Annotated in this window: 14 protein-coding genes, 2 tRNA genes and 1 riboswitch; of the genes, 9 read left to right on the forward strand and 7 right to left on the reverse strand. The window is 65.4% G+C overall.

Annotated features, from left to right (window positions below; all coding sequences use genetic code 11):
- Nucleotides 1-4 precede the first annotated feature (4 nt).
- Nucleotides 5-883, reverse strand: a complete 879-nt coding sequence (locus H8S57_RS10400; protein ID WP_186908020.1) for a DegV family protein — start codon at nt 881-883, stop codon at nt 5-7.
- A gap of 95 nt (nt 884-978) precedes the next feature.
- Between H8S57_RS10400 and H8S57_RS10405 the strand changes: the two genes are divergently transcribed.
- Complete coding sequence (locus H8S57_RS10405) at nt 979-1,572, forward strand: TetR/AcrR family transcriptional regulator (protein ID WP_186908021.1); 594 nt, start codon at nt 979-981, stop codon at nt 1,570-1,572.
- A 41-nt stretch (nt 1,573-1,613) separates the two neighbouring features.
- On the opposite strand, the gene H8S57_RS10410 is transcribed toward H8S57_RS10405, so the two are convergent.
- Complete coding sequence (locus H8S57_RS10410) at nt 1,614-2,642, reverse strand: DUF2804 domain-containing protein (protein WP_186908022.1); 1,029 nt, start codon at nt 2,640-2,642, stop codon at nt 1,614-1,616.
- Nucleotides 2,643-2,752: 110 nt separating this feature from the next.
- Here H8S57_RS10410 and H8S57_RS10415 point away from each other — a divergent pair, with 110 nt between their 5' ends.
- Complete coding sequence (locus H8S57_RS10415) at nt 2,753-3,940, forward strand: nucleoside recognition domain-containing protein (RefSeq protein ID WP_186908023.1); 1,188 nt, start codon at nt 2,753-2,755, stop codon at nt 3,938-3,940.
- A gap of 28 nt (nt 3,941-3,968) precedes the next feature.
- Nucleotides 3,969-4,178, forward strand: coding sequence for a hypothetical protein (locus H8S57_RS10420; RefSeq protein WP_186908024.1), 210 nt, complete (start codon nt 3,969-3,971; stop codon nt 4,176-4,178).
- A 42-nt stretch (nt 4,179-4,220) separates the two neighbouring features.
- Here the strand turns inward: H8S57_RS10420 and H8S57_RS10425 are convergent, their stop codons facing one another.
- From H8S57_RS10425 to H8S57_RS10435, 3 genes are all read right to left on the reverse strand, one after another.
- Nucleotides 4,221-4,865, reverse strand: coding sequence for a LexA family protein (locus H8S57_RS10425; RefSeq protein ID WP_186908025.1), 645 nt, complete (start codon nt 4,863-4,865; stop codon nt 4,221-4,223).
- A gap of 229 nt (nt 4,866-5,094) precedes the next feature.
- Nucleotides 5,095-5,178 (reverse strand) — tRNA-Tyr (locus tag H8S57_RS10430).
- Between the two features lie 11 nt (nt 5,179-5,189).
- Nucleotides 5,190-5,265 (reverse strand) — tRNA-Thr (locus tag H8S57_RS10435).
- 269 nt (nt 5,266-5,534) lie between these two features.
- On the opposite strand from H8S57_RS10435, the gene H8S57_RS10440 reads away from it, so the two are divergent.
- Together H8S57_RS10440 and H8S57_RS10445 are read left to right on the forward strand one after the other, a co-directional pair.
- The gene (locus H8S57_RS10440; protein ID WP_186908026.1) at nt 5,535-5,768 is read left to right on the forward strand and encodes a hypothetical protein; all 234 of its coding nucleotides are present in this window, start codon (nt 5,535-5,537) and stop codon (nt 5,766-5,768) included.
- Nucleotides 5,749-6,063, forward strand: a complete 315-nt coding sequence (locus tag H8S57_RS10445; protein ID WP_243204784.1) for a sigma-70 family RNA polymerase sigma factor — start codon at nt 5,749-5,751, stop codon at nt 6,061-6,063. Before H8S57_RS10440 ends, H8S57_RS10445 begins: the two co-directional genes overlap by 20 nt.
- Nucleotides 6,064-6,278: 215 nt before the next feature.
- On the opposite strand, the gene H8S57_RS10450 is transcribed toward H8S57_RS10445, so the two are convergent.
- Nucleotides 6,279-7,346 (reverse strand): tetratricopeptide repeat-containing glycosyltransferase family 2 protein, encoded by a 1,068-nt coding sequence (locus tag H8S57_RS10450; RefSeq protein WP_186908027.1) that lies wholly within the window; start codon nt 7,344-7,346, stop codon nt 6,279-6,281.
- A 69-nt stretch (nt 7,347-7,415) separates the two neighbouring features.
- Nucleotides 7,416-8,276, reverse strand: a complete 861-nt coding sequence (locus H8S57_RS10455) for a hypothetical protein (RefSeq protein WP_186908028.1) — start codon at nt 8,274-8,276, stop codon at nt 7,416-7,418.
- Nucleotides 8,277-8,455: 179 nt separating this feature from the next.
- Nucleotides 8,456-8,540, forward strand: a riboswitch (glycine riboswitch).
- Nucleotides 8,541-8,751: 211 nt separating this feature from the next.
- On the opposite strand from H8S57_RS10455, the gene gcvT reads away from it, so the two are divergent.
- Genes gcvT through gcvPB form a run of 4 tightly spaced genes read left to right on the forward strand, consistent with a single transcriptional unit; the run spans nt 8,752 to nt 12,989 of the window.
- Nucleotides 8,752-9,828, forward strand: coding sequence for a glycine cleavage system aminomethyltransferase GcvT (gene gcvT / locus H8S57_RS10460; RefSeq protein WP_186908029.1), 1,077 nt, complete (start codon nt 8,752-8,754; stop codon nt 9,826-9,828).
- Nucleotides 9,829-9,880: 52 nt separating this feature from the next.
- Nucleotides 9,881-10,258: a glycine cleavage system protein GcvH gene (gcvH, locus tag H8S57_RS10465; protein ID WP_186908030.1), complete on the forward strand. Its 378-nt coding sequence runs from the start codon at nt 9,881-9,883 to the stop codon at nt 10,256-10,258.
- Nucleotides 10,259-10,263: 5 nt separating this feature from the next.
- On the forward strand, nt 10,264-11,568 hold the full coding sequence (gene gcvPA / locus H8S57_RS10470; RefSeq protein ID WP_186908031.1) for an aminomethyl-transferring glycine dehydrogenase subunit GcvPA: 1,305 nt from the start codon (nt 10,264-10,266) through the stop codon (nt 11,566-11,568).
- The gene (gcvPB, locus tag H8S57_RS10475) at nt 11,568-12,989 is read left to right on the forward strand and encodes an aminomethyl-transferring glycine dehydrogenase subunit GcvPB (protein ID WP_186908032.1); all 1,422 of its coding nucleotides are present in this window, start codon (nt 11,568-11,570) and stop codon (nt 12,987-12,989) included. Before gcvPA ends, gcvPB begins: the two co-directional genes overlap by 1 nt.
- Nucleotide 12,990: the final 1 nt, after the last annotated feature.

The raw sequence follows: 12,990 nt of genomic DNA on the forward strand, positions 1-12,990 counted from the left end.
CGGGTCAGTCGAGAAACTGGATGCCGCCGCCCAACACGCCGTCCCCGATGTAGACGCTCAGGGTGGCGTCCAGGGCGCCCTCCCAGCAATGCTCGTAGTCCGGAAATTCCGCGCGCAGGCGGGCGGAGAACTCCGCCATCTCCTCCGGCGCGCCTCCGTTGGCCACGCCCAGGTTATACCGCCGCTTCCGCCCGTTCAGGTGCTTGTGCATCAGCTCGATGATCTTGTCCTGCACCTGCCGCCGTCCCCGTACTTTGGCGATGCTCTGGAGCTGCCCGTCCTGGGAGAAGGTGATGATGGGCTTGATCTTGAGCATGGCACCCGCCATGGCGGTGATCTTCCCGATGCGCCCTCCCTTGTACAGATACTCCAGCGTGTCCACAGAAAAGAACGGAAACGTGTTGGCGATGATGTGGGGGGCCCGCACCTTCACCAGCGTCTCCCAGTCCAGCCCGGCCTGAATCTCCTCCCAGAGCTGGAGCACCGTGATGCCCATCCCCAGCGCGCCGCTCTTGGAGTCGAAGACCGCCACCTCCAGGTCCTCCCGCTGTTCCCCCTGTATGCGCACCATATTATAGGTACCCGACAATCCGGAGGAGAGCATGAGGGCGACGACCTTTTCGTACCCATCGGCGCGGATCTGGTCAAAGGCATCGCTGACCACGCCGCCCTCCGGCAGCGAGGTCCTGGGCACTTCTCCCCGGTGGAGCCGGTCGTAGATATCTCCGGCGAAAATGTCCACGCCGTCGGAATAATCCCCGTCGCCGCACAGGATCTTCAGTGGCACCACATAGATGGGTTTTCCCGCACGCATCGCGGGGGGCAGGTCGGCGGTAGAGTCGGTCAGCAGTGCGATCTTGTGGGGGTTTGACAAGACAATCATCCTACTCTATAATTGAAGTGACGTCACATAACGCCGTTATGCTGTTATTATATCGGTCTTCCGCGGCTGCGTCAAGGGGAGGGGAGGAAAGAAACATGGACTATCGTCAGCGGCGGAAAGAGCAGGCCCGCCGAACGGAGCAGGCCATCTTGCAGGCCGCCTTGGCTCTTGCCCGGGAACACAGTTTTGACAAGGTCTCCGTCCGGGACATCTGCCAGCGCTCCGGCATCACTACCGGGGCCTTTTACCATCATTTCCGTTCCAAGGAGGACCTGCTCTCCCGGGGCTTTGCCCCGCTGGACCTCTACATGGAACAGGCGCTGGCCGGGCACGGGGCCGATGCGCCGCCGGAGCAGCTCTGGCGCATCCTGTCCAGCTATGCCGCCTTTATTGAGGCTCTGGGCTGGGAGCTGGTGGCCCGCTATTACCAGCGCCGTCTGGACAGCCCGGACGACGCCTCCTCCATGGACCCTACCCGCTACACCCTGCGCGCCATGCTGGATTGCCTGCACCAGGCCGAGGCTCAGGGCATCCTGCTGCCGGGGCAGTCGGTGGAGTGGACGGCGGATTTTTTCTTCCGCCACTTCCGGGGTGTGGTGGTGGACTGGGTGCTTCACCGGGGTTCCTATCCATTACTACCCAGGCTGGAGCAGGATTACGCTCTGTTTCAGAACATTTTTCAGGTATGACGAACGCCCCCCGGGCCGGTTGGCCCGGGGGGCCCGCCCTTTCACCAGCGATTTTCCACCCGCTCGGCAAATCCCATCAGATCCCGCACCTCCAGCACCGTGCCGTCGTCCAGCACCGCCCGCCCGGTGAAGGCCCCGAAGACCTGATGCTGGTCGGATTGGATCACCAGGGCGCCGGTGCGGGCCGCGCGGTCCAGCACGGGGAGAAAGTCCATCGCAAAGCGCCCGTCGTCGCTGGTAACGCTCCAGGGCGCCAGATAGTCCGGCTTTCCGCCCCGGTCCGGGATGTGGAAGGCCGCTTGGGCGAGCTTGTGGAGCCTGCCATTGTAAAACAGGGCGTTTTCACTGGCGGCGGAGGTGTCCCCAAAGCCATACCCGATATTGAATCCGAAGGGCACGCCGCCCGCCAGCCCGGAGGCAGAGCCCCAGTACCAGGTATTGTGATAGGTCCAGACCCCCCGGCCCCAGTCCAGCGTACCAAAACTGTTGGAAGGGTCGAAGCGATAGACGCGCTTCCCCAGGGCCACCGTACCGGAGGCCCGCATGCAGTTGATCTTTTGGTTGTAGTAGAAGTGCCCCGGCTTGGCAAAGGGCGTACAGATAACGATGGACTCCTCCGGCGCCTGGGTCAGCGCCACGCGGGCGTCCAGCGCCGCACCCGCCCGGAAGGCGTCCATATGTGCGGTGAGGGTACGTGTTTCCCCATCGTTTTGGAAGAGGAGCCCATACCCCCGCCCGACGCTGACCGTATTCCCCCGCTCGGAGGTTTCCGGCAGGCCGGTGCGCCCCATGGGAAGGGCGCGCATGGGGCTTTTCGTCACCTGCCAACCCTCGCGGAAATCCAGCAGAGAGATGGAGTCCAGCCCCATATAGGAATTGTCCGCGATGGTCAGGGCCAGGGCAAAGCCCTCCCCCATCACCAGATAGTAGTCCCATTCCTTCCGCCGGGTCCTGCCGCCCCGGACCGCGCTGCGGTCGTACGCCGGCAGCAGCCGCCGGGCCCAGCCGGGCTCGGTCAGGTTCCCCTGCGCGTCCAGCAGGGGGATGGGCCGGGTGATCTCATGCTGCATTCCGATCCCTCCTCACGGCTTGTTTCCTCGCTTTGATTATAATCCCTCCCGGACGGACAGGCAAGTTTTCCCTCCCCTTTACATACTCATTTGTGAAGGAGGTGAGTCTCATGTCCCGACTGCTTTGCCGGCAGCGGGTGCGGGAAGTGCTGCTGGGCGCGGCCCTGCTGTGTGCCACGCTGGCGCTGCTGCTCTATCCCAGCGACGCCATACAGGCCGCCAAAGACGGGCTGCTGCTGTGCTATAACGTCATCATTCCCTCCCTGTTCCCCTTTTTCGTTCTCTCCTCTCTGGTGGTGGAGCTGGGCCTGGCGGGCTATCTGGGGCGGCTGCTGGAGGGGATCATGCGCCCGGTGTTCAACGTCAGCGGCGCCTGCGCCTGCGCCTTTGCCCTGGGCTTCATCGGAGGCTATCCCGTAGGGGCCAAAACGGCCATCCGCCTCTACGAGACGGGGATGTGTACCAAGACGGAGGCCGAACGGCTGCTCGCCTTCTGCAATAACTCCGGTCCCGCCTTCATCCTCGGCGTGGTGGGCGCCGGGGTGTTCGCCAGCAGCCGGGTGGGCGTGCTGCTCTATCTGGCTCATGCCGCCGCCTCGGTCTGCATCGGCGTGCTTTTCCGCTTCTATAAAGCGGGCCCCCGCAGCGCCGCCGGGGAGATGCGCCCCCAGCCCCGGTTCGAGGCCCGGCGCTTTACCGCGGCCTTTACCGGCTCCATCCAGAATTCCTTTCGGTCCACCCTGAACATCTGCGCCTTTGTGGTCTTCTTCACCGTAGTCATCAAGCTGCTCTTTCTCTCCGGTTTCCTTCCGGCGCTGGCCCGTGTGCTGGGGGGCGTCCTGGCTCCTCTGGGCATGACCCAGGCCTGGACCGAGCGGCTGCTCACCGGCCTTATCGAGATCTCTTCCGGCGTATGGACCCTGTCTGGGGACGGCACCATGGCCGGACGCATGTCCATGGCGGCCTTTATGCTCGGGTGGGCAGGCTTTTCCGTGCACTGTCAGGTGCTCTCCTTCCTTGGGGGCAGCGGTCTTTCGGTGAAGACCTATCTGATCGGCAAGCTGCTCCACGGCGGGCTCTCCGCCCTGTTCGTCTCCGGGCTGGTGCGCCTGTTTCCCCTCCGCGCCCCCGTCTCCGACTATCTGGCCGAACAGGTGGCCGGCATTGCCGCCCTGGAGTTCCACACCGCCCTGACCATCTCTACCGTATGCGCCTGGGTCCTCTTCCTCTTTTTCCTGTTTGTGGCCTGCGCCGCCGCGCGAAAAGGCCTTGGCAAGCGGCGCCGGCCTGTGTTATAATCCTCTTGAACGAAAGGGAGGGCGCGCCATGCTGTTTCAAAAGGACATCGAGCCCCGCTGCACCTATTGCAGCCGCGGCACCCGGCTGGATGAAGAGAAGATTCTCTGCCCCAAGCGGGGATTGGTCTCCCCCGGTGAACACTGCCGCAGCTTCCGATATGACCCGCTCAAGCGGGTGCCTCCCGTTCCGGCCGCCCCAGATTTCAGCCGGCTGCGGGACGAGGATTTTTCCCTGTAAAAATCAACGCGGCCCCGGGCAAAAGGCCCGGGGCCGCGTTGATTACAGATCGCGCACCAACCGGACGGCCACGCCCACAATACGGGCCGCTCCGGTGCCAAAATCGCGGAGGGGGATGATCCGGGGCTCATAGGCGGGATTCTCCGGCTGGAGGATGGCCATATCCCTCTGCACCCGCAGACGCTTGAGCGTGGCGTCCGCTCCGTCCAGCAGGCAGGCCACGATCTGGCCGTTTTCCGCGCTCTCCTGCCGCCGCAGCAGCACCAGGTCTCCGTCGCGGATACCGGCGTTGATCATGCTGTCTCCCGTGACCCGCAGATAGAAATACTCCTCCGGCTGGGCCACATCGGCGGCGGCATAACCCTCGATGTCCTCCACCGCCAGGATCGGGGCGCCCGCACGGATGACGCCCAGGATGGGGATCGTGTGCTCCCGCGTTCCCCAAGCGGCCTCCTCCGGCGCTCCCCGCCGCCGGGGCACGCTGTAGCCCTGAAGCCACAGGGGGTCCACGCCCAGCGTCATGGCGATGGCCGTGGCGGTGCTCACCTTGGGCTCCCGCCGGCCCAGCACATAGCGGTTCAAGGTCTGGGGCGTCATATGCAGCCGTTCTCCCAGCTGCTCATAGGTATCGCCCCGCTCCTCCATCAGCTCCCGCAGCCGGGCGCCGAAGGTGCTCTCCAGCTCCATGGACGCTCCCCCTCTTGTCCCATTTTTGGGACCATCCTATCACGTTTTATCACCATTTGCAATATAAATTTCAAAAATTTCATTGACAAATATCTCCGAACGGTGTTATTATACTCCCGTAATCGAACGTAAGTTCTATATTTGGCGTAGCGCATTTCTTTTTTGTGCTTTTATCACCATTCGGAGATGTCAGGGCATAAAAAATGCCCCGCCGGTTGGCGAGACATTTTGGTGGAGGAGGGTGGATTCGAACCACCGAAGCTATCGCAACAGATTTACAGTCTGCCCCCTTTGGCCACTCGGGAACTCCTCCATATGAACTTGTGGAGCTGGTGGACGGACTCGAACCCCCGACCTGCTGATTACAAATCAGCTGCTCTACCAACTGAGCTACACCAGCATACCAGCTCGTCCACAGCAGATGTTAGTTTAACAGATGGGAGGTATCTTGTCAAGGAAAACTTGCGCGCTTTTTGACAGAAATTTAGAGGAGGGTACTTTGCTTCGGCCAACGGTCTGGACGGATCCGCTGCGGGACATGCAGCGCCTGCCGCCGTGCGGCCGCTGCCCGGTCTGCGGGGCGGAGCTCTATGGGGAGGAAGCGGGACGCTGTCCCCAGTGCCGGCGGCCAAACGGGAACGAGGAACAACAGGAGGATACACAAAAGCCATGACTTTATTGGAATTATCGGTGGACTACCGCGCCAGCGCCGCGGCCCTGCGGGAGCGCACGGCCCTGCTGGAGCAGCAGCTGGAGCAGAGCCGGGACGAAGCGGAGCGTCTGATGCTCACAGACCGCATCCGCACGCTGGGCATCATGTGGCGGGAGACCAGGGACCTGGCCGTCCTGTGCGAACATTACTATGACAGGGGGTACCGGCGCAATGCCAGATACACGCTATAGAAAGGGCGGCGCCTACGCCGCCGATATGGCGGTCTACGCCCGGGCCATGGCGTCCGACAATTCCGCCCAGATGAGCCGGGTCAAGCGCAATCTGCTGCGGGCCCTGCGGGAGGATGTGACGCCCCGCCAGCGGGAGATGCTGCTGCTCTATTACGGCGAGCAGCTGAACATGCGTCAGATCGGGACCCGGCTGGGGGTGGACAAGTCCACCGTCTCCCGCACCATCAAGCGGGGGGAGCGCAGGCTCCAGCGCTGCCTGCGCTATGGGGCCGAGGCCTTTTTGGCGGCCGACTGACCGGGTGCGCGCAGCGGGCCGCCTCCCGCCCGGACAGCTCCCCCCTGCCGGAGCGGCGGAATACCGTTTGCCCCTTTTTTCGGGCGGCGTGTACGTCGTAAAGCGGCCCGTCCGGACCGTAAGTGCGCGCAGCGGGCCGCAGCTTTCCCGAAACAGCGGCTTCGCCGCTTTGGGCGCTGTCCTGTGCGCTCCGCCCATGGGCGGAGCGCATTTGCTTATACCCCGGCGAAGAACCCCCGGTTAAAGGCTACGGCGGCACTGTCGGGCTGGACCGCCCCCGCCCGCTCATTGTATTCCGCCGCCAGCGCCCGATCCCCCAGGTGGTAGTGGCACACGCACAGCTGCAGCAGCGGGATATAGTCCCGGCAGCCGGGCTGTTTAAAGCCGCCGGGCTCCCCCCAGTCCGGGGCGTCCAGCGCCCGTCCGTACCAGTAGGCGGCGCTGAGCCAGTCCTCCCTTCGGAAGAAAAAACGTCCCAGTTCACAGCATGCTTCCGGCCTGGGCGGCCCGTACCACAGGCCCCGGACCAGGGCGGAAAAGGCGTCTTCCTCCCGCCCCAGCCGCTCATAGCAGCCCGCCAGATCCAGGCATGCCTGAAGCGCGTTTTCCACCCAGCCGCGGCCATCCGATAAAAACAGCTCCAGTTGGGCGGCGGCTTCCTCCTCCCGGCCGTGGGCGGACAGTTCCCGCGCATAGTAAAACCGCGCCCTGGGCGAGAGCGCCTTCCCCGCCGCTAACAGTCCCTCATAGATACGCAGGTTCCGGTCCGGATCGCCGGGGCCGGTCTTGCGGTGGCTCACCGCCGCCGTCCAGTGGGCCACCCGTCCTGTGGGGGCGATGACCTCGTGAACCTCTCCCTCCCACCGCAGGCCCGCTTCCCGGCGGACAAGGCGCTCCCGCTCACAGGTAAAGGCGGGCGCGCCTGTGCCGTCAAAGGCCGTGTGATAGGGCATCATCACCACATCTACCGCCGGGTCCAGACCCGCCTTTTCCCGGCGGAAGCGCTCCCGGTCGGCCTCCTCCAGCACGTCGTCGGCGTCCAGCCACATCAGATAGTCCATCGTCCCCTGGTCAAAGGCAAAATTGCGGGCAGCGGCAAAGTCGTCCCGCCAGGTGAAGTCGTATACCCGGTGCGTATAGCGCAGGGCTGCCGCCCTGGTGGCGTCGCTGCTGCCGGTATCCACGATGACGATCTCGTCCACCAGATCCTGCACGGAATCCAGGCAGCGGGGCAGGTTGCGTTCCTCATTTTTTACGATCATACACAAACTGATGCTCGGCATACACAGACTCCTTTCCTCTCGGTACAACGGCGGCCCGGTTTACCCGGGCCGCCGTTCCTCCGTATCGCCTCAGGCCACGGAGAAGGACACGTCGTCGAGGTCCATGCTCTGTCCGCCCTCCGCGGTCACGGTAAATTCGATCCTCGCCCGGACCGTTCCCGCCGGTGCGGCGGACGTGATCCCCTGATAGTGGGCGAACACCCGGTTGCTGTTGACCATATCCTGCTGCCGCACCTGGATCAGCAGGGCCTGGGTGGGCTGGTCTTGGGCGTTCAGATAGAGTACTCTGGCCGTGACGCCTACCTGGCTGCCCTCTCCCCTTGCGAAGAAGGACAGCTGATGGAAGCATCCGGCCTCCACAGCTATCTCCTGGAAAAGGACAGCCTCATCCGCCAGGTTGACCGCCCAATTTCCGGAGTGCACCCGTCCCTGCAGGCCGACTCTGGACACCAGGCTGTCGTCATTTGCCGTCCAGCCGGTCGGGACGCTGCCCGTAAAGGCCTCCATGCCGCCATTTACGGCCATCTCTCCTCTGGAGCGGCACGCGCAGGTACAGGTGCCCGTCGGGCCGGTCGGACCCGTTGGGCCAGTGGGGCCGGTAGGGCCCGTGGGGCCGGTGGGACCCGTGGGACCGGTGGGGCCCGTGGGGCCGGTGGGACCCGTGGGACCGGTGGGGCCCGTGGGGCCGGTGAGGCCCGTGGGGCCGGTGGGGCCGGTGGGGCCCGTGGGGCCGGTGGGGCCGGTGGGGCCGGTGGGGCCCGTGGGGCCCGTGGGGCCCGTGGGACCGGTGGGGCCCGTGCGGCCAGTGGGGCCGGTGGGGCCGGTGGGGCCGGTGGGGCCCGTGGGGCCCGGCACAGGACAGAACTGCGTACAACAGCAACAGCAGCAGCAGCCGTTGTCCCCACTGTCGTTGGGCCGATAAATATTCATAAGAGGCAAAAAGCTCCTTTCGCTTGGTGGTGGCCGCGCCTGGCGCGGCATTTCTTGACGGACCGCTGGTTCCGCCGTCCCATACTATGCCGTTGCGCCGGCCGCCGTGCCGGGGAAAAATAGCGGTTGACTTTTCCGCTGCAGGCACATATACTGTGGGTATAACAAAATATGGTCGGATGACGGGGCCGGGAGAGTGCGATTTGATTCGCCGCCGAAGGGGAAGCGCAGTGATCTCTCAGGCATCAGGATCGGCCCCCGACGAAGCTCTGGAAAGCGGAGTTCCGCTCCGCGCCGAAGAGGCAATCCCAGCGTATGGCGCCTGATTTCCGGCAGGTACCGCACCGCTTGGGGGAAAACTTTCAGGTTATGGGACAGAGGCGCATGGCTTATTTGCCATGCGCTTTTTTGCGTCCAAAACAGCGTTCCGTGCCGCCGCATGCGGCGGCACGGAACGACGAAGGAGGAGCAACCGATGGAAAAAAAGACCCCGCTCTACGACCGCCATGTAACGGCGCTCGGCAAGATCGTGCCCTTCGCGGGCTGGCTGCTGCCGGTGCAGTATTCCGGCGTGATTGCCGAGCATATGGCGGTACGCCAGGCCTGCGGACTGTTCGACGTATCCCATATGGGAGAGCTGGTGCTCCGGGGCGCGGACGCTCTGGCAAACGTGAACCGCCTGATGACCAACGACTTTACCGGCATGTACGCCGGTCAGGCCCGCTATTCCCCCATGTGCTACGAAAACGGCGGCGTGGTGGACGACCTGATCGTCTACAAATGCACCGATACGGCCTACCTCATCGTGGTCAACGCCGCCAACAAGGACAAGGACGCCGCCTGGGTCGCCGCCCATCTTACCGGGGCGTGTACGATGGAGGACCGCTCCGACTCCATCGCCCAGCTGGCCCTCCAGGGCCCCCGCGCGCAGGCGATCCTGCGCCCTCTTGCCGGGGAGCTTCCGGAGAAAAATTACTCGGCCGTGCTTCAGGGCGCGGTGGATGGCATCCCCTGTCTCATCTCCCGTACCGGCTATACCGGGGAGGACGGCTTCGAGCTCTACTGCGCCCCCGGCGACGCTCCCCTGCTGTGGGATAAACTGCTTTCGGCAGGCGCGGACTACGGCCTGATCCCCTGTGGTCTGGGCGCCCGGGACACCCTGCGGCTGGAGGCGGCCATGCCCCTCTACGGCCACGAGCTCTCCCCGGAGATCAACCCCTACGAGGCAGGGCTCGGTATCTTTGTGAAGCTGGATAAGCCGGACTTCATCGGAAAAGCCGCCCTGCAGGCCGCCCGCCCCGTGTCCCGCCGCCGGGTAGGCCTGCGGATGACCGGCCGCGGCATTGCGCGGGAGCAGTGCCCGGTGTACGGCGGCGACCGGCAGATCGGCCTGGTCACCTCCGGCACCCACTGTCCCTATCTGGGCCACGCCGTGGCCATGGCCCTGGTGGATGCGGCCTTCCAGGAACCGGGCACCAAGGTCCAGGTGGACGTACGGGGCCGCCGGGTAGAGGCCGAGGTCGTCAAAACCCCGTTTTACCAACGAGCGTGATCCCAATACGGTATGTATTCCAACCCGATATTATCATCAGGAGGTCATTCTTATGAACATTCCCACCGAGCTGCGCTATGCCAAGAGCCACGAGTGGCTGAAGGAGGAAGACGGGGTCTGTACCGTAGGCCTCACCGATTTTGCCCAGGATTCTCTGGGGGACATCGTCTTCGTCAACCTGCCCCAGGCGGGGGACGCGGTCACCGCCGGGGAGGCCTTTGGGGACGTGGAGTCCGTCAAAGCCGTCTCTGACGTCATTTCCCCCGTCACCGGCGTGGTAAAGGCGGTCAACGACGCCCTGCTGGACGACCCCGCCCAGGTGAACGCCGATCCCTACGGCGCCTGGTTCATCCAGGTGGAGTCCGTCACCGATACCGAAGCGCTGCTGGATGCCGGGGCCTATGAGGCCCACTGCGCAGAGGAGGGCTGACCGGCATGGGAAGCTTTCTGCCCTCCACCGCGGCCGAGCGCGCCGGTCTGTACGCCGCCCTCGGTCTGAGCGGCCCGGCAGATCTGTATGCCGACGTGCCTGCGTCCGTGCGCGTCGGCGGAGCGCTGGAGCTGCCCGCCCCCATGAGCGAGCTGGAGGTGCGCCGGACCCTGGAGGCGCTCTCCGGTCAAAACACCCGGTTTTCCACCATTCTGCGGGGCGCGGGCGCCTATGACCACTACATTCCCGCCGCCGTGGGGCGCATCGCCGCCAAGGAGGAGTTCGTCACCGCCTACACCCCCTATCAGGCGGAGATCAGTCAGGGCATCCTGCAGTCGATTTTCGAGTTTCAGACCATGATCTGCGAGCTGACCGGCATGGACGCCGCCAACGCCTCGGTATACGACGGCGCGTCCGCCGCCGCCGAGGCGCTGGCCATGTGCCGGGACCGGAAGCGGACGCGGGCGGTGATTTCCGGCGCGGCCCACCCGGACGTGATCGCCACAATCAGGACCTATTGTTTCGGCTCCGGGATGGAGCTGGCCGTGGCCCCCGTGCGGGACGGCGTCACCGACCTGACCGGCCTGCTGGACGAGACCACCGCCTGCGTCTACGTGCAGCACCCCAATTTCTACGGCCAGCTGGAGGACTGCTCCGAGCTGGCCGGAGCCGCCCACGGCGCCGGGGCCAAGCTGATCCTGGGCGTGAACCCCGCCACGCTGGGGGTGCTGCGCGCCCCCGCCGACTACGGTGCGGATATCGCCGTGGGGGAGGGGCAGCCGCTGGGGCTCCCGCTGGCCTGGGGCGGGCCCTACCTGGGCTTTATGGCCGCCACTGCGCCCCTGATGCGCAAGCTGCCCGGCCGCATCGTCGGGGAAACGGTCGATGCGCAGGGGAAACGCGCCTTCGTGCTCACCATGCAGGCCCGTGAACAGCACATCCGCCGGGAAAAGGCCTCGTCCAACGTGTGCTCCAATGAGGCTTTGTGCGCGCTCACCGCCTCGATCTACCTGTCTCTTCTGGGGCCGGAAGGCCTGCGGCAGGTAGGCGAGCAGAGCTGCGCCAAAGCCCACTACCTGGCCGGGGCGCTGTGCGCGCTCCCCGGCGTCTCGCTCCGCTTCCCCGGTCCCTTCTTCCACGAGTTCGTCACGGAACTGCCCCGCGCGCCTCAGGTGCTCGCCGCCCTGGAGGCAAAGGGCATTCTGGGCGGCCTCCCCGTGGAGGGCGGCCTGCTGTGGTGCGTCACCGAGAAGTGCAGCAGGTCTGAGCTGGATGAGGCCGTCGCCATTGTAAAGGAGGTGCTGGGCTGATGGAACTCATTTTTGAACGCAGCCGTCCCGGCCGGGGCAGCGATCTTCTTCCCCCGCCGGACGTGCCCGCCTCCCCCCTGCCCGAGGCGCACCGCCGCGCCGCCGCGCCCCGCCTGCCGGAGGTGGCGGAGAGCGAGGTGTCCCGCCACTATCAAGCCATGGCCCGCCATGCCTTCGGCGTGTGCGACGGGTTCTATCCTCTGGGCTCCTGTACCATGAAGTATAACCCCAAGCTGGGCGAAGACCTGGCCGCCCTGCCCGGCTTTACCGGGATCCACCCGCTCCAGCCGGAGCACACGGCGCGGGGCTGCCGCTCGGTGCTGGACCGTGCCGGCGCATACCTGTGTCAGATCACGGGCATGGATGAAATGACCTTTCAGCCCGCCGCCGGAGCCCATGGGGAGTTTACCGGGCTGCTGCTCATCAAGGCCTACCATGTCCACCGCGGAGATACCGGGCGCACCGTGATCCTGGTGCCCGACTCCGCCCACGGCACCAACCCGGCCTCCGCCGCCATGGCCGGCTTCACGGTCAGGAGCATCCCCTCCACCGCGGAGGGCCTGGTGGACCTGGAGGCGCTGCGCGCCGCCTGCGGCGCCGATACCGCGGGTCTGATGCTCACCAATCCCAACACCGTGGGCCTCTTCGAGCGGGATATCCTGGCTATGACCGAGATCGTCCATGCGGCGGGCGGTCTGGTGTACTATGACGGGGCCAACCTCAACGCCATCATGGGGGTGGCCCGGCCCGGCGACATGGGCTTCGACGTGTGCCACCTGAACCTGCACAAAACCTTCGCCACCCCCCACGGCGGCGGCGGCCCCGGCAGCGGCGCGGTGGGCTGCAAGGCGCTTCTGGCGCCCTATCTGCCCGGCTCCGCGCTGGGCGGCGGCGGCGGGGCGCAGTCCATCGGCCAGGTGCGCGCCTTCCACGCCAATTTCCTGGTGGTGGTGCGGGCGCTGGCCTACCTGCTCACCCTGGGCAATACCGGGGTGCGCCAGGCCGCCGAGGGCGCGGTGCTCAATGCCAACTACCTCAAGCACCGGCTGGAGGCTGCGGGCTATTCCTCCGCCTATCCGGGGCTTTGCATGCACGAATTCGTGCTCACCCTGGAGCAGCTGAAAAAGCAGACCGGCGTATCTGCTCTGGACCTTGCCAAGGCCATGCTGGATCAGGGCATGCACCCGCCCACCATGTACTTCCCGCTCATTGTCCACGAGGCGCTGATGTTCGAGCCCACCGAGACCGAGACCCCCGAAACGCTGGATCGGGCGGCCCAGGCTCTGGAAGCGCTTTTGAAGACCGCCCGGGAAAATCCCCAGGCGCTCCACGCCGCTCCGGTCACCACTGTGATCGGCCGTCCGGACGAGACCGCCGCCGCCCGCCGTCCGGTGGTGCGTTACGGCTTTGAGGAGGGCTGAT

This window comes from Lawsonibacter hominis, from assembly GCF_014287895.1.
In the GTDB taxonomy this organism is placed as follows: domain Bacteria; phylum Bacillota; class Clostridia; order Oscillospirales; family Oscillospiraceae; genus Lawsonibacter_A; species Lawsonibacter_A hominis.

Bases quoted from the DNA above. Each gene is read 5' to 3' on its own strand.
- H8S57_RS10400 (WP_186908020.1), bottom strand. From the start codon at position 883: ATGATTGTCTTGTCAAACCCCCACAAGATCGCACTGCTGACCGACTCT.
- H8S57_RS10405 (WP_186908021.1), top strand. From the start codon at position 979: ATGGACTATCGTCAGCGGCGGAAAGAGCAGGCCCGCCGAACGGAGCAG.
- H8S57_RS10410 (WP_186908022.1), bottom strand. From the start codon at position 2,642: ATGCAGCATGAGATCACCCGGCCCATCCCCCTGCTGGACGCGCAGGGG.
- H8S57_RS10415 (WP_186908023.1), top strand. From the start codon at position 2,753: ATGTCCCGACTGCTTTGCCGGCAGCGGGTGCGGGAAGTGCTGCTGGGC.
- H8S57_RS10420 (WP_186908024.1), top strand. From the start codon at position 3,969: ATGCTGTTTCAAAAGGACATCGAGCCCCGCTGCACCTATTGCAGCCGC.
- H8S57_RS10425 (WP_186908025.1), bottom strand. From the start codon at position 4,865: ATGGAGCTGGAGAGCACCTTCGGCGCCCGGCTGCGGGAGCTGATGGAG.
- H8S57_RS10440 (WP_186908026.1), top strand. From the start codon at position 5,535: ATGACTTTATTGGAATTATCGGTGGACTACCGCGCCAGCGCCGCGGCC.
- H8S57_RS10445 (WP_243204784.1), top strand. From the start codon at position 5,749: ATGCCAGATACACGCTATAGAAAGGGCGGCGCCTACGCCGCCGATATG.
- H8S57_RS10450 (WP_186908027.1), bottom strand. From the start codon at position 7,346: ATGCCGAGCATCAGTTTGTGTATGATCGTAAAAAATGAGGAACGCAAC.
- H8S57_RS10455 (WP_186908028.1), bottom strand. From the start codon at position 8,276: ATGAATATTTATCGGCCCAACGACAGTGGGGACAACGGCTGCTGCTGC.
- gcvT (WP_186908029.1), top strand. From the start codon at position 8,752: ATGGAAAAAAAGACCCCGCTCTACGACCGCCATGTAACGGCGCTCGGC.
- gcvH (WP_186908030.1), top strand. From the start codon at position 9,881: ATGAACATTCCCACCGAGCTGCGCTATGCCAAGAGCCACGAGTGGCTG.
- gcvPA (WP_186908031.1), top strand. From the start codon at position 10,264: ATGGGAAGCTTTCTGCCCTCCACCGCGGCCGAGCGCGCCGGTCTGTAC.
- gcvPB (WP_186908032.1), top strand. From the start codon at position 11,568: ATGGAACTCATTTTTGAACGCAGCCGTCCCGGCCGGGGCAGCGATCTT.